22 protein-coding genes and 1 pseudogene are annotated in these 26,135 nt (G+C 60.5%); 16 read left to right on the top strand and 7 right to left on the bottom strand.

What is annotated here, in order from left to right; genetic code table 11:
• Together BGIM_RS52605 and BGIM_RS0127080 are read right to left on the bottom strand one after the other, a co-directional pair.
• Window positions 1-894 (bottom strand): hypothetical protein (locus BGIM_RS52605; protein ID WP_202947312.1); only part of this gene is annotated, 894 nt, incomplete at its 3' end.
• Window positions 895-1,052: 158 nt separating this feature from the next.
• Complete coding sequence (locus BGIM_RS0127080; RefSeq protein WP_020472839.1) at window positions 1,053-2,036, bottom strand: NAD-dependent epimerase/dehydratase family protein; 984 nt, start codon at window positions 2,034-2,036, stop codon at window positions 1,053-1,055.
• Window positions 2,037-2,389: 353 nt separating this feature from the next.
• Here BGIM_RS0127080 and BGIM_RS68375 point away from each other — a divergent pair.
• The 3 genes and pseudogenes from BGIM_RS68375 to BGIM_RS0127065 form a co-directional block, all read left to right on the top strand.
• Window positions 2,390-2,851 (top strand): annotated as a pseudogene (locus BGIM_RS68375) (SRPBCC family protein); the annotation flags it as partial.
• A gap of 6 nt (window positions 2,852-2,857) precedes the next feature.
• On the top strand, window positions 2,858-3,373 hold the full coding sequence (locus BGIM_RS68370; protein WP_390567748.1) for an SRPBCC family protein: 516 nt from the start codon (window positions 2,858-2,860) through the stop codon (window positions 3,371-3,373).
• Window positions 3,374-3,408: 35 nt separating this feature from the next.
• Window positions 3,409-4,314, top strand: a complete 906-nt coding sequence (locus tag BGIM_RS0127065) for an alpha/beta fold hydrolase (protein ID WP_020472836.1) — start codon at window positions 3,409-3,411, stop codon at window positions 4,312-4,314.
• A gap of 62 nt (window positions 4,315-4,376) precedes the next feature.
• On the opposite strand, the gene BGIM_RS0127060 is transcribed toward BGIM_RS0127065, so the two are convergent.
• Complete coding sequence (locus BGIM_RS0127060; RefSeq protein ID WP_157369448.1) at window positions 4,377-4,868, bottom strand: hypothetical protein; 492 nt, start codon at window positions 4,866-4,868, stop codon at window positions 4,377-4,379.
• A gap of 213 nt (window positions 4,869-5,081) precedes the next feature.
• Between BGIM_RS0127060 and BGIM_RS0127055 the strand changes: the two genes are divergently transcribed.
• Window positions 5,082-5,738, top strand: coding sequence for a hypothetical protein (locus BGIM_RS0127055; RefSeq protein WP_020472834.1), 657 nt, complete (start codon window positions 5,082-5,084; stop codon window positions 5,736-5,738).
• Window positions 5,739-5,753: 15 nt separating this feature from the next.
• Window positions 5,754-6,038: a hypothetical protein gene (locus BGIM_RS0127050; protein ID WP_020472833.1), complete on the top strand. Its 285-nt coding sequence runs from the start codon at window positions 5,754-5,756 to the stop codon at window positions 6,036-6,038.
• 135 nt (window positions 6,039-6,173) lie between these two features.
• On the opposite strand, the gene BGIM_RS0127045 is transcribed toward BGIM_RS0127050, so the two are convergent.
• Window positions 6,174-6,737, bottom strand: a complete 564-nt coding sequence (locus BGIM_RS0127045; protein WP_020472832.1) for a hypothetical protein — start codon at window positions 6,735-6,737, stop codon at window positions 6,174-6,176.
• Between the two features lie 132 nt (window positions 6,738-6,869).
• Between BGIM_RS0127045 and BGIM_RS0127040 the strand changes: the two genes are divergently transcribed.
• The 5 genes from BGIM_RS0127040 to BGIM_RS0127020 all read left to right on the top strand — a co-directional run bounded on the left by BGIM_RS0127040 (window position 6,870) and on the right by BGIM_RS0127020 (window position 15,282).
• Window positions 6,870-7,580 (top strand): hypothetical protein, encoded by a 711-nt coding sequence (locus BGIM_RS0127040; protein WP_029630616.1) that lies wholly within the window; start codon window positions 6,870-6,872, stop codon window positions 7,578-7,580.
• A gap of 197 nt (window positions 7,581-7,777) precedes the next feature.
• Complete coding sequence (locus tag BGIM_RS52595; RefSeq protein ID WP_052640019.1) at window positions 7,778-10,756, top strand: PSD1 and planctomycete cytochrome C domain-containing protein; 2,979 nt, start codon at window positions 7,778-7,780, stop codon at window positions 10,754-10,756.
• 71 nt (window positions 10,757-10,827) lie between these two features.
• Entirely contained in the window at window positions 10,828-12,246 is a 1,419-nt protein-coding gene (locus BGIM_RS0127030) for a DUF1501 domain-containing protein (RefSeq protein WP_029630614.1), read from the top strand.
• Between the two features lie 40 nt (window positions 12,247-12,286).
• Window positions 12,287-13,570 (top strand): PQQ-binding-like beta-propeller repeat protein, encoded by a 1,284-nt coding sequence (locus BGIM_RS0127025; RefSeq protein WP_020472829.1) that lies wholly within the window; start codon window positions 12,287-12,289, stop codon window positions 13,568-13,570.
• A 53-nt stretch (window positions 13,571-13,623) separates the two neighbouring features.
• Window positions 13,624-15,282 carry an outer membrane protein assembly factor BamB family protein gene (locus tag BGIM_RS0127020; RefSeq protein ID WP_020472828.1) on the top strand — a complete coding sequence of 553 codons (1,659 nt, stop codon included), beginning with the start codon at window positions 13,624-13,626 and terminating at the stop codon, window positions 15,280-15,282.
• Window positions 15,283-15,286: 4 nt separating this feature from the next.
• Here the strand turns inward: BGIM_RS0127020 and BGIM_RS0127015 are convergent, their stop codons facing one another.
• Window positions 15,287-16,687: a DUF1501 domain-containing protein gene (locus BGIM_RS0127015; RefSeq protein WP_020472827.1), complete on the bottom strand. Its 1,401-nt coding sequence runs from the start codon at window positions 16,685-16,687 to the stop codon at window positions 15,287-15,289.
• 5 nt (window positions 16,688-16,692) lie between these two features.
• Complete coding sequence (locus BGIM_RS0127010; RefSeq protein WP_020472826.1) at window positions 16,693-19,785, bottom strand: DUF1553 domain-containing protein; 3,093 nt, start codon at window positions 19,783-19,785, stop codon at window positions 16,693-16,695.
• A 292-nt stretch (window positions 19,786-20,077) separates the two neighbouring features.
• Between BGIM_RS0127010 and BGIM_RS0127005 the strand changes: the two genes are divergently transcribed.
• From BGIM_RS0127005 to BGIM_RS0126990, 4 genes are all read left to right on the top strand, one after another.
• Window positions 20,078-20,314 (top strand): hypothetical protein, encoded by a 237-nt coding sequence (locus BGIM_RS0127005; protein WP_084760141.1) that lies wholly within the window; start codon window positions 20,078-20,080, stop codon window positions 20,312-20,314.
• 403 nt (window positions 20,315-20,717) lie between these two features.
• A complete protein-coding gene (locus tag BGIM_RS0127000) occupies window positions 20,718-21,896 on the top strand; it encodes a zinc ribbon domain-containing protein (RefSeq protein WP_157369447.1) in 1,179 nt (392 codons plus the stop codon).
• Between the two features lie 166 nt (window positions 21,897-22,062).
• Window positions 22,063-22,881, top strand: a complete 819-nt coding sequence (locus tag BGIM_RS0126995) for a ferritin-like domain-containing protein (RefSeq protein WP_020472823.1) — start codon at window positions 22,063-22,065, stop codon at window positions 22,879-22,881.
• Between the two features lie 60 nt (window positions 22,882-22,941).
• On the top strand, window positions 22,942-23,148 hold the full coding sequence (locus BGIM_RS0126990; RefSeq protein ID WP_020472822.1) for a hypothetical protein: 207 nt from the start codon (window positions 22,942-22,944) through the stop codon (window positions 23,146-23,148).
• A gap of 31 nt (window positions 23,149-23,179) precedes the next feature.
• On the opposite strand, the gene BGIM_RS0126985 is transcribed toward BGIM_RS0126990, so the two are convergent.
• Window positions 23,180-23,974, bottom strand: coding sequence for a PadR family transcriptional regulator (locus BGIM_RS0126985; RefSeq protein ID WP_202947311.1), 795 nt, complete (start codon window positions 23,972-23,974; stop codon window positions 23,180-23,182).
• A gap of 373 nt (window positions 23,975-24,347) precedes the next feature.
• Here BGIM_RS0126985 and BGIM_RS0126975 point away from each other — a divergent pair, with 373 nt between their 5' ends.
• Both BGIM_RS0126975 and BGIM_RS0126970 read left to right on the top strand, forming a co-directional pair.
• Window positions 24,348-25,349 carry a DUF1559 domain-containing protein gene (locus BGIM_RS0126975; RefSeq protein WP_020472820.1) on the top strand — a complete coding sequence of 334 codons (1,002 nt, stop codon included), beginning with the start codon at window positions 24,348-24,350 and terminating at the stop codon, window positions 25,347-25,349.
• 35 nt (window positions 25,350-25,384) lie between these two features.
• Complete coding sequence (locus BGIM_RS0126970) at window positions 25,385-25,822, top strand: hypothetical protein (protein ID WP_020472819.1); 438 nt, start codon at window positions 25,385-25,387, stop codon at window positions 25,820-25,822.
• Window positions 25,823-26,135: the final 313 nt, after the last annotated feature.

Raw genomic sequence — 26,135 nt, 5'->3', positions numbered from 1 at the left:
CCCGCCGCTGTAGAGTGTCCAGGCGGGCGTCCAGATTCGTTTCACGTTGGGAATGAGGCCGAAATAATCGAGAGCAAAACCGGCCGAGAACGCGATGGTGCCCGCGAGCAACAGCCGAAGAAGCAACGCCCCGCGCGGGTAACCCGCCTTCATCCATGTTCCCGCGATCAGGCCGAGAATCATCGTCGCCAGCGTGGTGACAAAGTTGACCGTCACATAACCCCCGCCGTTGGACACGAATGGTTTTTCGCGGCCAAAGAGATTCAGGAACCATTGGTCGATGGCCCAACCGGCGTTGGAGTTTTTGTTCCAATGGGCGGCGAACCCGCTGGCATGGTGGGGCCAGTCCGCCGGAACGCCCACGGCCGGGTAGTCGAAATCTGCCGGCGGCAGCGGGTGCGAGGCAAAAATGGCCGCCGACGCGACCAGCAACAGCCCGAAGGCCGCCCAATGCCACACGGCCGAGCGGAAGCCGAGCAGGAACAAAAACACATAACCCATGCCGATCTGGCTGAGCGTATCCTGGAAGGTGAAGTTAGTCATCTCCTTCCCGTCCGACCGCAGGAAGATCCCCAACCAGATGAGCATGGCCGCCCGGAAGATTGCATGCAGCAACATGCTCAAAAACCCGTGCCCGGCAGCCATCCGGCTGGCGATCGAGAACGGCACGGCCACCCCGACGAGGAACGAGAACGACGGCTGGATCATGTCGTGCAGCGAGCCGCCCCGCCAGATCACATGTGTCGTGTGGTGATTGATGAATTGCCAGAGTTCGCTGTTCGGGAAATGTTCGGCAACAGAAGAGGGCGACAACACCTCCGCAAGCATCAACAACATCACAAACCCGCGAAACGCATCAATACTGGTGATCCGCTGCTTGGTCGTTGACGCCACGGGGAATCGCCTTTCAGTGTCTCGGATGTTCGCCCGGCATGTTAACACGTTTGCGAACAGGGAGCCAATGATGTTTCAGGGTGGAGGCAAATAGTTTTGGTGCATTCGCCAAGGGGAGTTCAGAAGAGATGATGACATGGGAATCAATCTCCTCGGTGTCACGACACCGGATAGGGCCCGTTCTCGAACTCACGTTCATGGTATCCCTTTGACCCGACCTCGTGGGCCAGCGGGCTGCGCGGGTCTTCATCGGCTTTCAGGGATTCGATGATCCGTTGGAAATCGTAGCGGGGTTGCCAGCCGAGTTCCCGGCGGGCTTTTTCGTTGACGTAGACCCGGCCGATGCCGGGGAACATTTTCCAGCCGCGCCGGGCGTACTCTTCTTCATAGCCCGGCGCCAGACGCCTCACCACGACGGGGGCGTTTGTCCGTAGTTCGGCCAAATCCTCGGGTTGAAAGGGCGAAGTCGCACTGATGATGTATCGCGAGAAGCCGATCACCGGGGCTTTTTCGATGGCGAGCAAATGGGCGTCCACGATGTCTTGGATGCCCGCCCGCCGGTGCAGGAACTCGTTGGCTTTGATGTTGCCATCCTCGTAGTCGCGGCGGGCATCCGGGTCGTCGTCCGCCTCCGGGAAAAAACGCGAGGTCCGCAGGATGAGGCAGGGCATCCCGTGAAGCCGATGGGACAACTCGCACAAATCCTCGGCGGCCGTTTTTGTCACCCCGTAAATGTTTTTGGGGACCGGCCGCACGTCCTCCGTCACCCAAGCGGCCGGCGCCCCCGGCGGCGGGGTCAGCGCGCGGCCAAAGACACTGGTGGTGCTGGTGAACACGAACGCCCGGACGCCCGCCGACGCGGCCTCCTCCAGAAGATTAAGCGTGCCGGTGATGTTCGTGTCGATGAACTCCTGCCGTGTGTGCGTGGCGACATGCGGCTTATGGAGCGTCGCCGTGTGGATCACGGCCTCCACGCCCCTCATCGCCTGCCGCACGGTTTCCCGGTCGGCTATCGATCCAAGGTGAGTGGTGAAGGGGGAAGCCAGCTTGTCGAGGCCGACAGGCTGATGGCCCGCGTTTCGGAGGGTGCGCATAAGGGCTTCGCCAAGATGCCCGCTGCTGCCGGTGACCAACACATTCATGATGATTCAATTCCCTTGGGTGATTGGGAAACGAAAGCCCGCCAGCCAGTCGGGGCTTTCTTATTTCTGAAACAAAGGTCGCGCCAGCCAACGAATAAGTTCAGCCCGACCGCATCAAGCCCCAAGCCGGAATCATTTCGACCCGGCAAAACCTGCGGAAACTGCCGGACATTTGAAAAATCCTTGACAGCAATGAGCTATATTTGTATTTTGCTTTATGGTTAATTATCTTATTGGTTAAATAAAAATACCGAGCGATTCGTTTGGCGAACTCGAACAATACCGGGATTTCTGGGAAGAACGCCTCCAACGGCTGGATGATTACCTGCGCGAACTTCAATCCAAGGAGAACGATGATGAGCCCGAATGAATCCACGTCCGACCGCGAGATTGAATTGACGCGCGTTTTCGATGCGCCGCGAGAGTTGGTCTGGAAGGCTTGGACCGAGTTGGAACATCAGTCGCGGTGGTGGGGGCCGCAGGGATTCACGACCACCACCCAAGAGCGGGACGTGAGGCCGGGCGGTGTGTGGCGGTATGTGATGCACGGCCCGGACGGCCGCGATTACCCCAACAAGGTGATCTTTCTGGAGGTGGCGCCTCCGGAGCGATTGTCGTACAAGCACGGCGGGGAAAAGGATCATGAGCCGGTGAATTTTCAAGTGACCTTGACTTTTGAAAAAGTCGGCGAACGGCAAACGAGGCTGACGATGATATCCACCTTCCCGTCCGCGAAGGAACGCGATTTTGTCGTCAGCCAGTACAACGCCATCGAAGGGGGCAAGCAGACGTTGGGCCGGCTGGCCGAGCATCTGCAAGCGATGGAGAAGCCCGCCAGTCCGGTTGGAGAACCGTTCGTGATGACGCGCGTGTTCAACGTCCCGCTCGAACAAATGTGGGGCGCATGGACGGAGCGGGATCAACTGATGAAGTGGTTCGGCCCGAAGAGCATCACCATCCCGCATTGCACGCTCGACCTCAAGCCGGGCGGGATTTTTCACTATTGCATGCGCGGCCCGGACGGCAAGGATATGTGGGGCAAGTGGACTTTCCGGGAGATCACCAAGCCAAACCGGCTGGAGTTCCTCGTTTCGTTCGCGGACAAGGACGGCAACACCATCGGCTCGCCTTTTCACCCCCATTGGCCGCTGGAAATGCACTCCGTCGTGACGTTCTACCATCATGCCGGCATCGGCCACGGGACCGTCGTTCGCATCACGTGGTCCGCTTTCAACGGCACGGAAGAGGAACGGAACACCTTCGACACCAGCCACGACTCGATGCGGGAGGGCTGGACCGGAACGCTCGACAAACTCGCGGAACAATTGACGGCCTGATTTATTTCCGCAAACACCAAGGCAAGGATCAGACGATGCAAAAGATGATTTCACCCCTGCGGCTGGCCTCCGCGTTCATGGCGATGGCCGTCGGCGCCGGATGCGGCAAGCGAGAAAGCGTCCCGGAACCGGCGGCCGCCGAGACGACCGGCACGGTCGGGGGCCATTATGCCCAAGTGAATGGCATCAAGATGTATTACGAGACCCATGGCGGCGGCCGGCCGTTGGTGTTGATCCACGGCGGCGGCTCAACCATCACGACGACATTCGGCAAAATCCTGCCGATGCTGGCCAAATCGCGTTTGGTGATTGCCGTGGAATTGCAAGCCCACGGGCACACCGCCGACCGAAACGCCCCGGAGAGTTTTGAACAAGATGCCGACGATGTGGCCGAACTGCTGAACCAGCTCAACATCAAGGGGGCCGACATCTTGGGCTTCAGCAACGGCGGCAACACGGCCATGCAGATTGCCATCCGGCACCCGGAGCGGGCGCGCAAACTGGTTCTGGCGTCGGCCTTTTACAAACGGGAGGGCATGGTGGCGGGGTTCTGGAAAGGGATGGAGAACGCCACCTTCAACGACATGCCGAAAGTTTATAAAGAGGCGTATTCGCAAATCAACAACGACCCGGCGGCGCTGTTGAACATGTTCAACAGGGATGTCACACGAATGCAAACATTCAAGGATTGGAAACAGGAAGACATCAAATCAATACAAGCCCCGTCGCTGGTCGCGATCGGCGACCAAGATATTATCCGGCCGGAACATGCGGTTGAAATGAGCCGGCTCCTGCCTCACGGCCGTCTGGCCATCCTGCCCGGCACGCACGGCAGTTTCATGGGCGAGGCGATGTCGCCCGACCCCGACAGCCCGATGCCGGAATTTTTCGTGGCCATGCTGAACGAGTTCTTTTTCCTGCCGATGCCAAAGGCCAAGTGAGTATGAGGGCGGAGGATCGGTTCCCATTCCGTTGTGACTGACGATCCACAGGGTAATTTTCATCATTCCATCATCATCGGCGGGCCCGTCGCGATGCTCGCCAGTTTCGAGCCTTCCCGCACCAAGTCTTGAATCGCGCGGTAGCCGCCGCTTCGGGCCGCGATGGGGATGAAATAGGCGTCGTCGGCTCCGTCCCCAAAAGCTTGCTCGCAATGCGCCCAAGCTTCGCGATACGCCGGTTCGTCGGCCACCGGGCGGCGGGCGACTGGCCGGGCATCGGCGCCGAGGACCACATACTCCGGGGCGAATCTCACGCCGCGACTGCGATACAGAAACCGCGTGAAGGCGACGGGCACAAACTGAATCAGCTTGGTGGCTTGTTGTTCGGTGAAACCTTCCCCGGTTAGCAGACAGGCAATGGATTCATCGTCGGCGGCCGGGTTGGCGCGGAGAAGCGAAACCATGGACTCGACGCCCCCGCGAAGGCCGGGTTCGGCCGGCGACGGGGCGGGGGTGCCTTTGGGTTCCGGTTTCTTCCAAAACCAGCCTAACATCAATGCTCCTTCCTGACCGTCCAAACCGGCCGATTCTTTATCATTAGGCGATCGGCCGATCAATTTCGCCAGTTTTTCCCTGATGGATTCTTCCGGGCATTTTTCGCGGGGCCCTCTGCCGACAGCATTTCGGCTTTTTGAAGGTCTCATTTTACCCCATACGCGGGATACTGTATATTCACGCGGCAATATCGTGGTCGGGGCGGGACTCGCATGTTTATCGTCTGGGGATCGAGAGGCGAAAAAAATATCCTTGGCGTCGTCGCGGATGACTGCGCGCGGTGCCATCGGGCGGAGAAGTTTGTCGCGCAGGAGTACGTCCGCACCGAACACGTTTACGGCATTTCCACAGGCAGCACGAGGCTGGCCATCACGAGACAATGCACCGTTTGTGATGCGGAATATGAATGCGAACTGGAACGATACGATGAAATCATTTCTCCGGCCGAAGCCGAGTTGATGCCTTTTAAAGAGCTCTTGGAGGAAACCAACACCCCGCTGTCGAAACTCCTCCGCGACAGTCAAACCCATGTGCCGAGCGACGAACCACAGGCTGCCGCGTTGCCAGACATTGAATCGGAGAAGCAATGGGCGAGATTGTCGGAGTTGCTGGCTCCGTATCAACAGGAACCGGAGGGGGAAAAGCTCGCCAGAAAATGGCATCGGTCGCCGGACATGAGCGAATACCGCCGCAAGAGATTGCTTGCAAGGATTGATCGTTTCTTGCGAGAGAAAGAAACCGCCAAAGAGATTCTGGCGCTGTTTGAACGGCTGGGGGACACGAAGCCTGGGGAAACTTTCGGCTGTCTGGCCGCCATGGGAATGGTCGCGGTAACGATCTCGGCATATTGGTGGCTGCCGACTGACTAGACCGATGGCGTTTGGATGGCTTTTTTCGCAGGCGTGCTATTTGTCGTGGTGTGCGTGCTTGGCATCGCCGCCTATTTTCGCGAGAAGACATGGTTGCGAGAGACAGTGATCCCGAGATTGGAGGAGGCGGGATACAACCCGGTGACCGCCCAACGCCTTCTCATTGGCTTGAACTCGCAGGAGGAGACTCTGAGCGAATCCATGCAAACGATGATCTCCAAGGCGGGCACGATCAGATCCATTTTGAGGAGGCAAGGCAAATGGAACGAGTTGCTCAAACGGCATGAGATGAGGAAATGAAAGGCTCGGAATAGATTCAATTTGCGGCAGGCATATTCTGGCCGGGTTCCGAAAACTGCTTCTCCCAAACATTGGTGTTTTGGCTCCCGAACGACCAAAAGGCTCCGAGATGATGGAGCAAGAATTGCCGGCATATTATCGCGGACTGGCCGGGGCCGTGCTGAAAAACTTCGCCGGTTTTTCCCCGATGACCTCTTCCCAGCTTTTTTCGCACACACCGCAGCCGACAACCTTCCAGTCCTTTTCCAGTTCAAAACTCCAGTTGACTTCCTCGAACGTCAGCGAGGCATACAGTTCCTTGTTCCCCGGCCGGTTTTTGAACTGTTTGGCGTGCAACAGATCAAGGCCGGGGAAATACTTCGTGTTTTTCTCGCCTGTCACATGCGTATAGGCAACTTGCCATTTGAGGTTCTTGTCGGCGGGATGCCTCCACAGATGCCACAGGCCGTATCCTTCGTTCTTGTCGAAGACTCTTATCGCGAGGCAACTCTCGACCCGTAGCGGGCGATCGTCTTCCACGATCTTCCAGGCAAGCACATATACCCGATCACCCCTTGGCCCCGGCATTTGCTTGTCGATCTCTTCGAGGCTCCATGATCGCGGCAGTTCGTTCGGAGCCGGCTTTGCCAGAGGCTCACCGGCCGGGCACGCGGCGACTGTCATCAATAGCAGCACGGCAATGCGAATCGGTTGTGTCATGTGCCGCTCCTGACTTTCCGGCGGTTGAATGGTTTGCCAGCCCCGTGAACTCGTCGCCGGATCGGCCTTGCGTCCTGTCCGGCCGGAGTTTACGCTGTGCCTCTTCGGATCAATCTACGCAAGGAAGACGACATGAGGAACCGAAAGCGGATCGCCTTGATTGTTGGGGCGGCGTTGCTGTCGGCATGCGGGGTGGTTCTTGCCCAACTCCCGCCGGGCGCGGCCCCCCCGCCCCCCGCCTCGACGATCCGAGTCAAACATCCGGCGGGCGATTTGGAAACACCGCCGCATCTGCCGGCCACGCATTCCGGGGTTCGCAAGGCGGCGCCGCCGATCGATGCGGACGAACCGCCGCCTTCCGTGTCACTGCCGGTGTTGTCGCCGTTGTCCCCGCCCCCGCCCCTCGCGTCAGTGCCGACCCAGACGCCAAAGCCGGGCCAATCCCCGGACATGCCACGGATTCCCACGATTGGAGCGACAGTACCGACCGGGATGCCAAGGGCGGCCCAGTTCGACCTGGAACCGGAAATCAAATCCAAACCCGAAGACATGAGCATCGATCAGTTGATTGATGTGGTGGAGGCCATTCGCGCCGAGAAGGCCGAGTTGGAAAAGCGGGAACAAGCGGCGCTGAAGACCATCCGGCTGAAGGCCGAAAAGCTGAGAGAGCGGATGACCAAGGTGGGCGCGGACTCCCCGCCGAATCCTCCGAAGGTCGAAGACCCGATGAAGGAGAGGCCGTGGACCGAGCGACAAAATATTCCACCGAAGGTCGAAGGCCCAATGAAGGAGAAGCCGTGGACCGAGCATCTAAATATTCAGCCCGTGGAACTTCGGAAGTAACCGGAACGCTGATCGCTTCGGCCGAACCGCTTGGAAGCATCAACGGCTTTTCATCCGTTTCTTCGCCAGGCTGACACCCCCCTCGGGAATTTGGCCGATCTCGGTGGAAGTTGGGTGAATTCATTCGAGAATTCGCCGGCGTATCGTGTAAACTACCTTTCCTACCGCCCTCCCTCCCGCCGCTTCTCGTCAGGTCCATGATGAACAACTTGCCGACTGTCCGCGTCGTCGCCGTGGCGTTGGGGCTGCTTTGTCTTCAGTCAACGGCCGCCGAACAATCGCCGGATGCGAAGGCATTGGAGTTCTTCGAGTCGAAGATTCGCCCGGTCCTCGTGAGCGAGTGTTACCAGTGTCATTCGGCCGAGGCGGCCAAGAACAAGAAACTGCGTGGCGGTCTGCTGCTGGACACACGGGAAGGAATTCGCAAAGGAGGAGACGCCGGCCCGGCCGTCGTGCCGGGGGACGCGAAGAAAAGTCTCCTGCTCTCCGCGATGCGTCACGAAGGCGCGGTCGAGAAGATGCCGCCTCGGGGCAAACTGGCCGATGCGGTCATCGCCGATTTCACCAAGTGGATTGAGACGGGCGCGGCCGACCCGCGAGAAGGCGGGGCGTTGCCCGGCAAACGCCTGATCGATCTCGCCGAGGGCAAACGGTTCTGGGCGTTCCGGCCGCTGGCTTCCGTGATGCCGCCGGATGTCAAAAACGCTGCGTGGGCTCGCAATCCCATCGACCGCTTCATCCTTGCCGGTTTGGAGGCGAAAGGGCTCACGCCGAGCAAGCCTCTTTCCAAAGAAAAGCTGATCCGGCGGGTCACGTTTGATCTGACCGGGCTGCCGCCCACATCCGGGGAAGTGGAGGCGTTTGTCAACGACCCATCGCCCGATGCCTACGACAAACTGCTGACCCGGTTGCTCGCCAGCGAACGGCACGGCGAGCGCTGGGGGCGGCACTGGCTTGATGTCACGCGGTTCGCCGAGAGCGGCGGCTACGAGTTCGACGGCGACCGGCCGGGCGCGTATCACTACCGCGATTTTGTCATTCAATCACTCAATCAGGACATGCCCTTCGACGAGTTCGTGCGGTTGCAACTGGCCGGGGACGAGATCAAGCCGGGCGACTTCTCGGCCGCCTCCGCGACGGGCTTTCTGGTCGCCGGGCCGTATCCGGGGCAGACCACCGCGAAAACGCTGGAGCCGATCCGTTATGACCACCTCGACGACATGATTGCGACAACGGGAACGGCCCTGCTGGGCATGACACTCGGTTGCGCCCGCTGCCACGAACATAAATACGATCCGATCCCGCAACAGGATTATTACCGGCTGGCCGCGACACTGGCCCGCACCGATTCGACGAACCGGCAAATGGACCCCCATCCGGAAACCTTCCGCAAAGCGAAAGCGGAGTTCGACGCGATTCACGCGCCGCTCGCACAAGCACTGGCGAAGTTTGACAAGGAAACGCTGCCGGGCCGGTTCGACAAGTGGTTGACGGCCGAGAAGGTGAAACCGGCGGCCGATTGGCTGATGTTGGAGCCGAACGCCGTCACCGGGAAAGCCACGCTGACAAAGCTCCCCGATGGTTCCTTCCTCGCGGCGGGCAAGGCGGAGAAGGCCGACACTTACACGATCACGGGGGCCACTTCGCAGACGAAGATCACCGCCCTCCGCGTCGAAGCCTTGAGCGATGCCTCGCTCCCCAAGTCCGGCCCCGGCCGTTCCCCGGATGGCCACTTCACGCTGACCGAGATCACGCTGACGGCCACCCCGTCGCCGGCCGCCGCCAAGAAGGGGGCGAAGCCGGTGGTCGTCAAACTCAAGCCGGGCAAGACGGTATTCGAGCAACCCGGCAAGATGGCGGGGAAGGCCCAAGTCGCCACGTTCGTCGCCGAGACGCCGTTCGGCTTCGAGGGGGGCACGGAACTGGCCATCGTGTTGAAGTTTGAGAAAGATTTCGCCGCCGGCCGCATCCGGCTGGCGTTCTCATCGACGGATGCGAAACCCGACGGATCGACTCGGCCGCAATCCGGCGTGGAGATTCAAACATTGCTGACGGCCCAACAGGGCAAGCTCGACGGTGTCAACCGGGCGGAGATTGTCCGCTGGTTCCGCAAGCAAGATGCCGCTACTGACGAGGCATTCGCCATCGTTGATCGCTCGCTGACAAAAGAACCGAAACCGCCGCTGATTCCCGTGTTTTCCGCAACTTCCGGCCGGGGCGGGGACGTGCATTTTCTCATCCGGGGGGAGACGGCCCGCAAAAACGGCGTCGCCCCGCCGGGGTTCGTTCAAGTGCTGACGAACGCCGACGAGAAACGCTGGCTCCGCGAAAAGGGAGATGACAAGGCCCCTGCGAAGCCGCCGCGCGTGGCGCTGGCGGACTGGATGACGGATACCAAAGACGGCGGGGGCCGGTTGCTGGCCCGCGTGATGGTCAACCGCGTCTGGCAGCATCATTTTGGCAAGGGCATCGTCCGCACGCCGAACGATTTCGGCGCGCAGGGCGAACCGCCGACGCACCCCGAATTGCTTGATTATCTGGCGACGGAATTCATCAAAGGAGGCTGGAAACTCAAGCCCCTCCACAAGCTCATCATGACCAGCGCCGCCTATCAACAGGGGAGCGACGCCAACGAGGCCGCCGTCAAGGCCGACCCGCAAAACCGCCTCTGGTGGCACATCCCGCCGCGACGATTGGAGGCCGAGGCTGTCCGGGACAGCGTGTTGATGGTTGGCGGTTCGCTCGATTTGAAAATGTTCGGCCCCGGTACGCTAGACGAGAACAGCCCGCGCCGCAGCGTCTATCTGACCGTGAAACGCAGCCGGTTGTTGCCGATGCTTCAGGCGTTCGACGCCCCCGAGCCGATTCAAGGTGTCGGCGAACGTCAATCGACCACGGCGACAACCCAGGCGTTGATGATGATGAATTCCAGCTTGGTGCGTCAACAGGCCGAGAAACTCGCCCGTGTCGTCATGCCCGCCGGGACCGGCGATGTGCCGCAGGCTGTTGAGAAGGCGTACCGCATCGCCCTCGGCCGAAAACCGGCTGACGACGAACGCCAGCGCATGACCGGCTTCATCCTCCGTGGCGCCGACGGCGGGAAAGGGTTGAACACGATGACCGTTGATTTCTGTCAGGCATTGCTCTGCCTGAATGAATTCCTCTACGTCGATTAACCGGCGAAACGACTGACAACGCAAACCTGAAATTACCTTCCTTGCGCCCGGACTTTGAAGAGGCCAACGACATGACTCTCCCGCTGCTGCCCCTCTCCCGCCGCGAGTTTCTTCGCACGTCCGGCCTCGGCTGCGGTTCGCTGGCGCTCGCTCACTTGCTCAGCCGCGACAGTCAGCTTGGGGCGGCCGAGAAGAAGCCGCATTTCGAGCCGAAGGCCAAGTCCATCATCTGGCTGTTCATGACCGGCGGCCCGTCGCATGTGGACACGTTTGATTACAAGCCGGAACTCCAGAAGCGAGACGGCCAAAAGCTGGAGGGGGCCGACCCGAAGACCGGCTTTTTCACCACCAGCGGCAAGTGTCTGGCGTCGCCGTTCAAATGGTCGCAACACGGCCAATCCGGCTCATGGGTGTCTGATGTGTTCCCGCGTGCCGCCAAACACGTCGATGACATGGCCTTTGTCCACTCCTGCTATTCCATCGCGAACAACCATGCCCCGGCGTCGATGGAACTGGCCGCCGGGATGTCCCGCCCCGGCTACCCGACGCTCGGCGCGTGGCTGAGCTACGGTCTCGGCTCGACCAACGACAACCTGCCCGCGTTCGTGGTGTTGCACGACAACAAGCCTCGCGGGGACGACGGCATCTGGTCCCCCGGCTTCCTGCCCAAGACGCATCAACCATTGTTATTGGATGCCCGGCAGAAGGAAGCCATCCGCGATGTGTCGCCGCTGGCGGGCATGACCGACGACCGCCAGCGGGCGCAACTGGAACTGCTCCGCGAAGCCAACTTGGCCCACCAAAAAGCCCGTGGCGAACTCCCCGATCTGACCGCCCGCATCCGCTCTTTTGAACTGGCCTACCGGATGCAATCGGCTGCCCCCGAGGCACTGGACCTCAGCCGGGAAACCGAGAAAACGAAGAACCTGTACGGCATGGACAACAAAGATTGCGCCTCCTTCGGGCGGCAATGCCTGATGGCCCGCCGGTTGGTCGAACGAGGCGTGCGTTTTGTGCAAGTCTTCTGCCCCACCAACCGCATCTCCGGCGGCGCCGTGGCTGATGTGCCGTGGGACGGGCACAGCGACATCCTCACCAACCACCGCGACTGCGGGATGATGACGGACACTCCCTTCGCCGGCCTGCTGGCGGACTTGAAACAACGCGACATGCTCAAGGACACGCTGGTGATCTGGGGGGGCGAATTCGGCCGCACTTCGGACGCGCAAGACAGCAAGGGCCGCGACCACAACCCGCACGCCTACACCACGATCTTCTGCGGCGGCGGCGCCAAGGGGGGCGTCCACTACGGCAAGACCGACGAATTCGGCTACAAAGCTGTCGAAGACCGGGTGTGCGTCCACGATCTTCAGGCAACGATCCTGAACATGATGGGTCTCGACCACACCAAGCTAACCTACCGCCACAACGGCCGCGACTTCCGCCTGACCGACGTGGCCGGGCGCGTCATCAAGGAAGTCATCTCCTGATCGTGGATAATGTAATCGCATGGCAAGAGAAGGGGCCAAGATGATGAGGTGTTTGACGCTGTTCGGCCTGGCGGCGCTGGCCGTCGGGTCCGTCACGGGGGCCGAACCGGGTCGAGATCCGTCGCCTTGGCCGCAGTTTCGCGGGCCGGGGGGGCAGGGGCAGGTTGACACCGCCATCCCGACTGAGTGGAGCGAGAGCAAGAACGTCGGCTGGAAGACGCCGCTGACGGGCAAAGGATCGTCTTCCCCGGTGATCGCCGACGGGAAAGCATGGGTGACCAGCGCCGTCCCGGTCGCCGACGGGGGCTTTAGCCTCCGGGTGATTGGCGTGAATCTGCTCTCGGGTAAGATCGAGCATGATGTCGAACTGTTCGCGGTCCCCAAGTTGCCGCCGCTTCATGCCCGCAACACCCCGGCGTCTCCGACGCCGGCCGTCATCGGCGGGCGGGTGGTCGTCTCTTTCGGGAGCGATGGCGTGGGGTGCGTGGACGCCTCCAACGGCAAGGTGTTGTGGCGCAACGACACATTCAAGGTGAAATATGAAACCGGGCCGGGCAGTTCCCCGGTTCCGTACAAGAACCGCGTTATCCTGACTTGCGACGGGGCGGACAGTCAGTTCGTCGCCTCGCTCGACGCGGCCACCGGGGAAGTGGCTTGGAGAACCGAACGCACGGCGGCCGCCAAGAAACCGGCCAACGAACGGCGGGCCTTCTCCACTCCGCTGGTCATCACCGTTGACAAGCAAGATCAGGTCGTAATCCCCGGCGCGCAGTGCGTATACAGCTACGACCCGGACACCGGCAAGGAACTTTGGCGGGTCACATACACCGGGTTCTCAAACGTCCCCCGGCCGGTGTTTGCAAACGGGCTGGTGATTGTTTCCAGCGGGTACTTCGCCCATGAACTGATCGCCATTCGCCCGGACGGCCGGGGAGACGTGACCGCTTCGCATGTCGCGTGGCGATACAAGAAGGGGGTGCCGAACGTCCCTTCTCCGGTGGTCGTCGGCGGCCTGTTGTTCATGGTGTCGGACCAAGGGACGGCCACCTGCCTCGACGCCAAAACCGGGGCGGTGAAGTGGACCGAACGCCTCACCGGCGCCTACACCGCCTCGCCGCTCGTTCGGGGAGACACGATTTACACCTTCGCCGACGAAGGCAAGGCCACCCTCTTCAAGGCCGCCGACACTTACAAAGAAGTTGGCCGCAATGAACTCGGCGGTCGCATTCAGGCCACCCCGGCGGCCGCCGGGGGCGGGTTGCTCGTTCGCACCGAAGGAGCCTTGTATTTGCTGACCGACGCCAAACCCGCCGGCAAGAAGTGAGTTGATCCCCAAGGCCACCCCGAAGAAAATCCCACCATCGTTTCCGAGATAATATGAGACATTTTTTCGCCTCGCTCGCCATTGCTTCGATTCTTTGCGGATCATTGAACGCCGAAGAACCGCCCAAATTCTGGCCGCAGGCGGCGGGGCCGAACGGGGACTGGCATCTCGCCGCCGACGCGCCCACGCATTGGAGCGTGGCCCGCAACGAAAACATCCGCTGGCGGACCAAGTTGCCGAACGCCGGCCAAAGCGGCATCGTCATCATGGGGGACAAGCTGTTTCTGACCACGTTTGCCGAGCAGGACGAGAAAGCCAAACGGCAAAGCAACACTATTTTGGGGCATGCGGTTGACCGGGCGACCGGCAAAATCTTGTGGTCGGTGACACTTCAAGGGGGCCGGCCCAGCCCGCAGTTGTATGCGTACAGCGATTCCACTTCCTGGACGCCGATCTGTGATGAGAAGACGGTCTGCTTCTTCAACTCGTCCGGCGAAATGGGTTGCTGGGACCATTCCGGCAAGGAAATCTGGCGGCGAAGTTTCCGCACGCAGCCGGACAAGTATCCGTTCAACCGGCAATGCGAACCGATTTTGCACGGGGATGTCATCATCACCGTCGAACCCATCGGCAAGGATGAGCCGGGCTTCGACGCCAAGCGGGACGACTGGAACTATCTGCACGCGATTGATCGCTTCACCGGCAAACTGCGCTGGATCGCCGAAGACCCCTGCACATTTTACTGCACACCCTGCTTCGGCCATTTGCCGGACGGCCGCCCGGCGGTGGTGCATGGCCGAGGCGGGCCGCATGGCGTGCCCGAGACGCCCATCGGCCTCAGCATGACCAGTCTGGCGAAAGGCGAGGAAGGCAAAACCGTCTGGCGGTTTTCACCGGAGGCCAAGCCCGGCGCCCCGCTGGACGGCACGACTTGGATGGCGCTTTACACCAATGTCTGGGACAAGAAATATGTCTACTGGTTCCGCAACGCCCCCGAGGAGGCTCACGTTGTCCTCGACGCGGCGACCGGGAAACTGGTGCGCGAACAATCGCTGGTGAAATCGGCCGATGTGCGGCAGTGGAACAGCGAGAAAAAGGCTTACGTCTCCCATGAGAATGTGAATATCCGCGACCTGCCGGACCCGGCGTTTCCGCTCAAGGCGGGCGAAGTGTTGCATGTGCTGCCGCAATGGCACGCGAACATGGCGGCGAACGGCTGGCATTGGTTTCTCTGCACGACCAACAACCGCCGCAATGGCCGGGCGCCGAAGGGGCACAGCGGCCCGGCGTATGCCCTCGGACGGATTCACGCCGAAACGGGCAAGGTCGAGTATCTGGAACTCCCCGTTGGCGTCGAACGCAAGACCGGCGAACCCGACCAGTTCGTTTATGGCCGTGCCCTCAAGACGCGCACCGTGGACAACCAAGGCCGGGAAATCGCCGACGAAGACCGCTCCCGGACGGATGGCTGGCAGGTCGATGCCTTCTTCCCCACGCCCGTTGTGTTGGGGGACAAACTGTACATCACCGTCATGCTCGGCGTCACTTATGTGATCGACACCAAGGCGACCGTCTTGGATCAAAAAGCCCTTTTAGCCGTCAACGACCTCGGCCCGCTGGGAGACACTTGGAGCCTGAGCGGGCCGTCATCCAGTCAGGGCGTCTTGTATCACCGGAGCGCCAAGGAACTGGTGGCCATCGACAAGAAGTGACCGGTCAGGTCAGGATTTTCTTGACGATGTTCCCATGCACATCGGTGAGGCGAAAATCCCGCCCCTGATAGCGATAAGTCAGCTTCGTGTGATCGAGGCCCAGACAGTGCAACACGGTTGCGTTCAGGTCGTGGACATCGACCGGATCTTTGACGATGTTGTAACCGAAATCGTCCGTCTCGCCGTAAGTTTGGCCGGGTTTGACGCCCCCGCCGGCGAGCCAGACGGTGAAGCAGCGGGGGTGATGGTCGCGGCCATAATCCCCGGCCGTCAGTTTGCCCTGACAGTACACCGTGCGGCCAAATTCGCCCCCCCAAATCACCAGCGTGTCGTCGAGAAGCCCCCGGCGCTTCAGGTCGGTGATGAGGGCCGCCGAGGCCCGGTCGGTGTCGCGGCATTGCCCTTCGATTTGCTTCGGCAGGTTGGTGTGCTGGTCCCAGCCGCGATGGTACAACTGGATGAAGCGCACATCCCGCTCGGCCAGTCGGCGGGCCAGCAGACAATTCGCCGCGAAGGTGCCGGGTTTGCGGGCGTCGTCCCCGTAGAGTTCAAACGTCTTCGCGTCTTCCTTCGAGAGATCGGTCAGTTCGGGAACGCTCGACTGCATCCGAAACGCCATCTCATATTGCTGAATCCGCGTCTCCGTTTCGGGGTCGCCGGTTTCGCCTTGCCGAAGTTTGTTCAGTGCGGCCAAGTCGTCGAGCGTTCGCCGCCGGCCGGTGTCGGAGATGCCGTCCGGCGTTCGGAGGAACAGCACCGGGTCGCCCTGCGAGCGGAACTTGACTCCTTGGTGTTTTGACGGCAGGAACCCGCTTCCCCAGAGGCGGTCGTACAGCGGTTGATCCGCGAGGTTGCCCGAGCCAGACGAAACCAGCACCACGAACGCGGGCAATTCTTTGTTCAGGCTGCCGAGGCCATATTCGACCCACGCCCCGATGCTCGGCCGGCCCGCCAGTTGCGCCCCGGTCTGGCAGAAGGTGATGGCCGGGTCGTGGTTGATGGCCTCGGTGTGCATCGACTTGATGAAACAAAGGTCGTCCGCGATCTTGGCCGTGTGCGGCAGCAGGGAACTCACCCAAGCCCCGCTTTTGCCGTGCTGTTGAAATGTGTATTTGCTCGGCGCCACGGGGAATGATTCCTGCGTGGCAGTCATGCCGGTCAATCGCTGCCCCTTGCGAATCGAATCCGGCAATTCGGCGGCAAAGCGGTCCTTGAGGCCGGGCTTGTGGTCGAACAAATCAAGTTGCGACGGGGCGCCGGATTGGAACAGATAGATGATCCGTTTGGCCCTCGGCTTCGCCTGTGGCGCCGGTTCGGAGGCCCGGCCCTCGGACAGCAGCGAGGCAAGGGCGCCAAGCCCGGCGGCCGAGCGGGTGAGGAATTGGCGGCGATGTTGCGGAGTCATCAAAGTCACTCCTTGGTGACGACTTCATCCAGATTCAACAACAGATTGCAGACCGACGAATAAGCGGCCAGTTCCGCCGGGTTCAACTTCGGGTCGGCCTTTGCTTCGCCGACGGCGAGCAGTTTCGCAACGCCCGGCGGGTTGGCCCGATAACCGGCGAGTTGAAACTCAAAATTCCCGCGAAGCACTTGCAATTCTTTTGTGGTCGGCGGTCGGGCGGTGACATGACGGAACGCCCGCGTCAAACGTTCATCGGGCGAGGCGGCCTCCCGCATCACCCGCTGGGCGAGCGAACGGGCCGACTCCACGAACGCCGTCTCATTCAACAGGGCAAGCGCCTGCAACGGCGTGTTGGTCCGGCTTTCGCGGACCCAGCAGGTTTCCCGCCCGGCCGCATCGAACGCCGCCAGCACCGGCGGGGGCGAGGTCCGCTTCCAGTAGGTGTAAAGGCTGCGGCGATACAGATTCTCCCCGGTGTCGGGGATGTAATCGTCGGCCCCGGAAAGTTCTTTCCATAATCCCGCCGGTTGATAGGGCTTCACGCTCGGGCCGCCGATTTTCTCCGCGAGCAGGCCGCTGGCGAAGAGTGCCTGATCGCGCAACACTTCGGCCGAGAGTCGCAATCGCGGAAACCGGGCCAATAGTTTGTTCTCCGGATCACGGGCCAACAATTCCTTGGTGATGTGCGAGGATTGTTGATAAGTCGCGGACATCACGATCAACTTGTGAAGCTGTTTGACATCCCAATCGGTGGCAAATTCGACCGCAAGCCAGTCAAGCAATTCGGGGTGGGTCGGGAAGGCCCCTTGGGTGCCGAAGTCTTCGGTCGTTTTCACAAGGCCGACGCCGAAGTGCGATTGCCACGCCCGATTCACCGCGACACGGGCCATCAGCGGGTTCTTGGGAGAGGCCAGCCAGCGGGCGAAATCCAGCCGGTTGGCGACCTTGGACGCGGCCTGCGCTTCACCGGCCGGAACGAGCGCCGCCGGAACGCCGGGAGTCACTTTCTCGCCCTTCTTGTCATACTCGCCGCGAAGGAGGATGTGCGATTCTCGCGGCGTCGGCATTTCCTCCATCACCATCACGGTCGGGATCGTTTCCCAAAATTTGGCCCGCTGTTCGCGTGATTCGCGGAGGCTGGCGTGGGCCGTGCGGATGGTTTTGTTCGATGTCGCTTCGACGAAGAAGGCGAGCAGTTTCTGGCGTTCGGCCTCGGTTCGGCCGGCGTCGGGCTTGCGCCGAATGTCGTCGATGGTGGCCGGGACGGCGGCTTGCCAGACTTCGGCCGCATCAAGTTCGCGGCTGTGGATTTTCACATCGTCGATCAGGCCGTCGAATCGCGTTCCATTGCCGCCGCCGATGCGGAACGGTTCCTTCGACTGGAAAGTCTGGTTCAGTTGATCGAGAAGCACGCGGATTTTCACTTCCTCGCCGTCGAGGTAAACCTTGGTGCCGGAGGCGAGCCGGGTCGCATCATAAGTCACGGTGATGTGCGACCAGCGGTTCAACGGGATCGGCGTGATTGTCTCGATCCGCAGAGCGTCGTCCAGCCAGCGCTTGGTGAGATGAACCTGCAATTTGCCGTCAACCAGCGCCACGGCGTAGCCATCGCCCCGTGGTTCTTCGGTGGTGCGGGAGAGGATCGTTCCGTTGGGTTTTCGCGGGCTGACCCAGCAGGAGAGCGAGAAGCGGTCGTCGAATCCGAAATCCCCGGCCTTGTCGCTCAGCAGGTAATTCACTCCGTCCAGATCCATGGCTTTGCCGATGCGGCCGGGCGCATAATGAACATCGCTCACGGCTTTCAACACATCGGAACCGTCCAGCGGCCAATGCGATGTCAGGCCGCGCGCATAAGCGGTGTCCGGGAGTTTCCGGTCGTCGGCCGATGGTTCCCATAAGGCCAGTGCCTTGGCGGTTTCGCCGCGTAATTCTTCAACCTGTTTTTCGGCCGTCAGCAACTTCTCATTCAGTTCCGCAAGGCGCTTTTGCTGGCTGATGGTGGGGGCTTTGATGTATGGCGGCGAGTTGCCGAACTTCACCGCCCGGCCCTGTTCCGGAACGTTGTTGAAGAACGCAAATAGCTTGTAAAACTCCCGCTGTGAGACGGGGTCAAACTTGTGATCGTGGCAGCGGCAACAGGTGAATGTCAGCCCGAGCCAAACAGTCGCGGTGGTCTCCACGCGGTCGGCCACATATTCGACGGCGTATTCCTGCGGCACGATGCCCCCCTCGGAATTGCCCCGGTGATTGCGGTTGAACCCGGTGGCGATCCGCTGATCGAGCGTCGGCTTGGGGAGCATGTCCCCGGCGAGTTGTTCGATGGTGAATTGGTCGAACGGCAGGTTGCGGTTGTAGGCTTCGATCACCCAGTCCCGCCAGCGCCACATATCGCGGCCGGCGTCGGTCTGGTAGCCGTTCGTGTCCGAATAGCGGGCGGCCTCCAGCCATCGCCACGCCATCCGCTCGCCGTATCGGGGCGAGGCGAGCAACCGGTCAACCACCTTCGCATAAGCCTCCCGGTTGTTGTCTTTCAGGAACGCATCCACTTCCTCCGGGGTCGGCGGCAATCCGGTGAGGTCGAGGGTGACCCGGCGAATCAGCGTGGGTTTGTCAGCCTCGGGCGACGGGGACAATCCTTCTTGTTCCAGACGATCCAAGATGAACGCATCAATCGGGTTTTTGGCCCATTCGCCCCGTTTCGCATCGCGGGATTTCGGGGCTTCCGGTCGAACGGGAGGCGTGAACGCCCAATGCGAGGACCACGGCGCCCCCTGATCGATCCATCGCTTCAAGATGTTGATCTGCCCCGGCGTCAACGCTTTGCCGCTGTTCGCGGGCGGCATCAATTCCTTGGGATCGTTGCTGGTCACACGGGCGAGCAACTCGGTCTTGGCACCGGGGATCGCCTCGCGCGTGTCGAGGCGCAGCTTTGCCTTGCGTTGCTTTTCATCCGGCCCGTGGCATTTGAAGCAGTGATCCGAGAGAATCGGCCGGACATCCCGGTTGTAATCGACCTTGCGGTCGGCCTGATCCGGCGGTGCCGCTTGCAAAGAGGCCGCGAGCAGCAAAGCGACGACGGAACCCAAACGAATCAACATCAGTGGCTCCCGTGTCACCGAAACTCGCCCGAGCCAAACAACCAGAGGCACGGATTCGATTCCCGCGAGTGAATACCCACGGTTTGTTTCGTGGGCTGGCGTGCTTGGGCATGATTCTATCACAATGAATCATCGACCGAAATGATGAAAAGCATGCGCATCGTCCCCGTGAAAAGATAACCGCCGTGTCGGGAGTTTGAGTGAAATCTCCACCCTGCATGTCATCGGCGCGTCAAATGCGACAATTCATCATTCACCCTTGCATCTGTTTGAGTTGGAAATGGAGTTTGTCATGCTTACCGTCATCAGGCGTTGCCCGAGTTGTCCCCTCATCAAAGATCACATGAAATCCGTCCTTGAGGCCCTGTCCGGTGATTTTCACATTGATGCCGTGATGCAAGACGGCGATCCGGGGGAGTTTGCCATTTTCGTGAACGGCGTCGAAGTCATCCGGGGCGACAGCAATTCACTGCCGGACGTGGAGGAGATCGAGGCGGCCGTGAAAGGCGCTTCGCATGCGGGAGTGTGAGTTTCAAAAAGGGAATTGGCGGTGTTGACTTCGGCCAAAGCCCGCACGTACGATAAATGTATACCGCCGAAGGAGATCGAAAGATTGAAGTAAAGCGGTACTGTGACTGAGGGTTATAAACCCCCATTGGTTAATCACCCCCAATCCGACTCCAGCCGCGATTTTCAGGCAGCCTTCGCCGGACAGAGATGTTTTGGCGTGAGAGCAGAGGATGCCGGGGAATCGCGTTGTTTTCATTTCCAGTCAGCGAAAAATCAAACCAATTACGATGATTTTGGTTGCGATGTAAATCGTCATCCCCTTTCAATTCCGGTCATTCTCCAGCTTCCACATTGCACCCAACCGGACAGCCTCTTACCTTTGAACTCATGATGACTCGCAAGCCGACATGTTTGGGGCGCCGATGATCGCGATCACTTGTCCGAAATGTGGCGCCGGGCGCAATGTGGGTGATTATCTCCTCGGCCTCGCCGTGGTTTGCAAAGTATGCCAAACCTCCATTGTCGTGGGCCGGGCGGTTGAGGAAGGCCCGAGCGTCAAGCCCGTCGTCGATAATGTTCAAGAACCGGCTCCTTCTCTGCCGGTTCAAAACCGGCCCATCGTTGCCGATGTTCAAGAGCCAATTCCCTCCCCTCCAGCGCAAAACCGGCCGATTGTTGCCGATGCTCAAGAACCGGCGTTGTCTCCTCCGGTCCAAAACCGGCCGGTCTCGCGGCTCAGCCAGTGGAAGCCGGAAACGCCGTCCCCCTCTCCCGTGGTCAATCCGGCCGGTCCCGTCGAAAGCCAGCCAGTTCCGGTGTTCCGCAGGTCGCGGCCAAAGCCCGGATTTCCGGTGTTCTTTTTTTGCGGCATGGTTCTTCAGGTGTTGATCATCACCGCCTTTTGGTGGATCGACAACGCCGAATGGGAGATGTCGGTGGCGGTTCGCCGTGATGCCCGTTTAGGCGTCTTCTGGCTCGCGTGCCTCCTGATGTTGGTGAATCTCTTCGCGTTTGGCCTGATGCTTGGCAAGCGAAATTTGCAGACCTGTTATCAATGGTTCGCTCGTTGTTTTGTCGGCGTCGTGGCTGGCTTGTTGCTCACGGTGGCGGGGATTGTCGGCATTGAGATTGTGGAAAGTGAGTCCCAAGCCTCTGCCGCCTCGCAGGAAGTCGCGCAGTCCGTGCTCATTCTTTGCGGGATCGTCATCGCCGTGGCGATTGTCCTCTTTGTTTTCTCGGTATTCGGCATGGCCGTCGCCATGCACATCTTGCTTTACAAACTCTGGGATCAAGTACAGAACGGCTGGCAGAAGGCCACCCCCGGCCAGGCGGTCGGGTATTTGTTCATCCCCTTCTACAACATTTACTGGATCTTCGTGGCGTTCGTCGGCTTGGCGGATGACCTTAACCATTGCGCGGAACGCCGGTTGCTCAACGTCCAACTGGCAAGTCGCGGACTGATGATGGCACATTGCGTCCTCATGCTTTTGGGCGGGGTGCCGTTGATCGGGTTATTGGCAAGCCTGCTCGACATATTCGTGTTGTTCTTCGCCCTCCGCTCCGCCACGCAGGTGGCGGTGGCTTTGGAACAGCAAATTTAAGAGCCGTGAATTTTCCTCTTTAACCGGTGCCTTGCCGGGACAAACACATCACATTTCCGACTCGACAAATGCCTTTGGCCTTTGTCGAAAAAATGAATTCTCAAATTTGCTTTGTATTGCAAAGCAAATGTTTGTACCATCACTTTGCATTGCAAAGGAGATGCGAATGATTGGGGAAGAAATCTGTCGATTGCGGGTTCGGAATTCATCCGAATGGATCACGCATTTTGAGGAAAACGCCGCCTGTCAGCGGGCGGTTCCTTGGTATCAGGGGGCCGGTGTGTCGGCGGCGGAACTCGCGGAGATCGCCGACTCCCTGCGGGGGTGGCAGCTTGGCGAAACCTCCGACGGGTCGCATCTGTTCACGGCCGCCTGTCATTACGCAAAGGCCATCGGCGACCCGGACTTTGTCGGAGCGGTGCGGCTGTTCATTGCCGAGGAACAACGCCACGGTCGCCAGCTTGGCCGGTTCTTGGACTTGGCGGGCGTGCCTCGTGCCAGCGAGGATCGGGGGGACAGTCTGTTCCGGTTTGTCCGGTATTCGGTGTCCCGAATGGAAGTGTGGGCGACCCCGGTGGTCATGGTCGAGACGCACGCCATGATCTACTACAACGCCATTCGCCGGGCGACCAAGTCGGCGGTGTTGCGGCGGATATGCGAACAAATTCTGGCCGACGAGGTGGCGCATATTCGGTTTCAATGCGAACGTCTGGCCATCTTGCATCATCGCTGTTCTCGCTGGCGGCGGGCGCTGACCATGCGTCTTCACCGGCTCTTGTTTGTCGTGATTACCATCGCCGTCTGGACCGGCCACCGCCGCGCGCTCCGGGCGGGGGGATATGACTTCGCCCGCTTCTGGAAATCGGCCTGGGGCAAGATGCGCTTCGCCTGGCGAATGATGTCGCCGGATATCTACTGTTGGAACGATACGCCAACGACCGGCCAATCAAGCCGACGGCCGACCCTCGGCCGTTCGCCGGCTTGAACATCGTTTGCCGACCCCAACGATGTGTGTTGAATACTCTCTCGCTTGAAAGGCACGATCATGGCGCTGATTGCAAGAATCATTGGCTTGTCCCTGCTCACCAGTTGGCTCGGGGCGCAAATCGGCCTTCAATTCCTCCGGCAATCGCCCGACGACCTGCTTGCCGCCTTTGTGCTTGGCTGCGTCGGGGCGATCATCGGCGCCGTCGCCGGGGCCGCCCGTGAAATCGTTCTGGTTCTGGGCCGGAAAGAGCATCAACCCGAATAAATTTTTCGCTCGATTCGACCGCCAAGCCAGTTTAGCTCCGTTCGATCTCACCGGCGGCCCGGTCAAGGGCGGCGGTGATGGCGCCGAGGGCTTCGGGGGACAGTTCCCCTTTGGCCAGTCGGACTTGGAGGGCGGCTCGCAGGTTGTGCATCGCCCGGTGGAGTTCCGGGGCGGGGGGGCCGCCGAAGCGGGCGTTGGCTTGCTCCAGTCGGCTGCGGGCGGCGTGGATGTCGGCGGCGTGGGCTTCCACTTCGGCCTTTCCCTCGTCCGTCAGGCGGTAGAGTTTTTTCGCCCCTTGCGTTTCGCCGACGATCAGGCCGGTTTCTTCTAGAAGCGTGAGCGTCGGATAGATGACTCCAGGGCTGGGGGTGTAGTGGCCGTTCAGGGCATCCGCGATCGCCTTGATGATCTCGTATCCATGCCGTGGTTGCGCGGCGATGAGATCCAGCGTCAGCCACCGGAGATCCCCCTGTTCAAACGGCCGGCCGGATTGCCCCGGTCCGCGGCCGCCCGGCCCGCCGAATTCCCAGCCAAAGCCTTCTTTTCCCCGCCAGTGTCGCGGCCCGCCTCGATGACCCCGTTCATTCCCGTGCATGTCATCCCCTTCGTCATCGAACAAGTTGAAATCAGATCGTTCGCCCGCTTCCCGCCCATGATGGTGCGGCCCGTCGAATCCTTCCGGGCGGCATCGGCCGTGGCCGAACCAAGCCCGCATCCGGCCCCGGAACCCGTGGGCGCCGCCCCCGCAACCGTGGAATCGTCTTTCCATCTCGGCCCGTGGATCACCGCCACAACCTCGTTCAGTGTAGTGGTTGGTCTTAAACATCTCTTCTGTCCTTTCATTGCCCGCAGGCGACCGCCCGCGAACCTGCCGGAGCCTTTTCAAATCTCCGGGCTTTCCTCATATTGGACCCAGTAAAAAGATACTTCGTCAATACGTTTTGTATCTTAGATATATCTTTTCTATAGACACAATAGGCTTGTCGCAGAACGAAATCAAGTTAGATATATCTAAAATCTGTCTAAAATAATCGACCAGAATATCGAACTGCGAGTGGAAAAATCCCTGAACTTTCTCGGTATTACATCGTAACACACTTGCGGTGCCATTGAATTGTATTACAATTTATCACCATAAACACAATTGGTAAGACACCCGACTTTGCCAATGAATTGCATGCTTTTTGGGGAGATTCGACATGACGGAGCGACCACTGGCCGGATATCGTCGGGCGTTCACTCTTATTGAGTTGTTGGTGGTGATCGCCATCATCGCCATTCTGATCGGGCTGCTGTTGCCCGCCGTTCAGAAGATTCGAGAATCGGCGGCCCGGCTGAAATGCAAAAACAACCTGAAGCAAATCGGGCTGGCGATGCACAACCATCACGGGGCGTTCGAGACGTTCCCGTCCGCTTACATGGCGACCTCGCCCGGTCCCGGCCTCTCGGACGACAACGGGCCGGGCTGGGGCTGGGGAGCGCAACTGCTCCCGTTTCTGGAACAGGACAACCTCTATCGGCAAATTGACCTGACGAAGGACATCATCCACCCGGTCAACAAAACCGCGAGAACGACCAGTCTGCCCGTGTTCCTTTGCCCGTCCGATCCGGGCAAATTGCTCTTCACGGTCAACATCCTCGGAGATGCGGAACCTTACGCGAATCCCCTGAACGACTCGGCGGGCCAGCCGGTTCAACTCGCCCACTCGAACTATGTCGGCATGTTCGGTAACCCAGAAGTGACTCCCGACCCCGGCTTCCTCGACACCGACCCGGAACGCGGCGCCCAGTATCAGGGAATGCTCTATCGCAACAGCCGGGTTCGCATCGCGGATGTGACGGACGGGACCAGCAACACCATCATCGTCGGCGAGCGCAGCACCAACCTCGCCTACGCGGCTTGGGCCGGAGCGCCGACCGGCGGCCAGGTTCCCGCGCATCTTCCCGATACTTATGGTTGGGGACCGGAGGGGGCGCCGTTGTATTGCCTGGGGCACACCGGCGATGTCAACGACATCCCGCCGCACACCCCGAACAGCCCCGTGGCCCACGTGGATGATTTTTGGAGCTTCCACACTCAGGGGGCCAACTTCCTGATGGCCGACGGATCGGTTGTCAGCATCAACAATTCCATCAACCCCATGCTCTGGCGGGCGCTCGGCACCCGCGCCGGTGGCGAAACCGCCAGCCTGCCCCAGTAAGCTCATGGCGGGCCACGCCCGGAGGAGAGAATTTCATGTGGCGATGCTTGTTCCCGGCGATTCTGCTCGCCACCGTCGGCGGTTGCGGCGCCGGGACTTCGACGGTCAGCGGCACCGTGCGTTATCAGGGTCACCCGGTTCTTTCGGGCTGCGTCACGATCCTGAGCGAAGACGGAACCGCCCGTTCCGGGGTCATCCAGCCGGACGGAACGTATGTGGTGGAAGGGGTTCGTCGCGGCCGCGTGAGGATCGGCGTCGCCAGCCCCGACCCGGCCCGCGCGAAATCAGTCCTTTCCAAGGCCGACACGCACGCCAAGACCAAAAACGGCCAGCCGTTGCCCCATCACCAGCACACCAAGCCCGGTGAGGGAGGCTGGTATCCCCTCCCTCCGAATGTCGGCGACCCGGAGAAATCGGGCCAGTCGGCGGACATTTCAAGTTCCCGGTTTAATCACGCCATCGAAATTCCGTGAAAAGACGGGGGCGGCCCGGCTATGGCGGGTTTCAAATGAGTGTGGCGATCTGCACAATCACTCCTCTCTCGCCACACAGCATCAAACACGGCCATCGCCCGTCGGGAAACCGCTGGACCGGTGGAAATCGCGGTACCCTCGCTGGCGCGTTTTGAAGTTGCGCTTTTTATCCGGCGGTGCGAAACTCGGCCGGGATGGCCTGCCGGAGTTTTCGTCGCAAACGCCGGATTCCGCCGGGTGTTTGCATGGCGCGGGCCAGGTATTCCAAGTCGGCCTGTTCGCTGTGGCGGCGGACCGCCAGGCAGAGGCCGTG

It is taken from the genome of Zavarzinella formosa DSM 19928 (assembly GCF_000255705.1).
In the GTDB taxonomy this organism is placed as follows: domain Bacteria; phylum Planctomycetota; class Planctomycetia; order Gemmatales; family Gemmataceae; genus Zavarzinella; species Zavarzinella formosa.
This window is presented reverse-complemented; position numbering and strand designations above follow the sequence as displayed.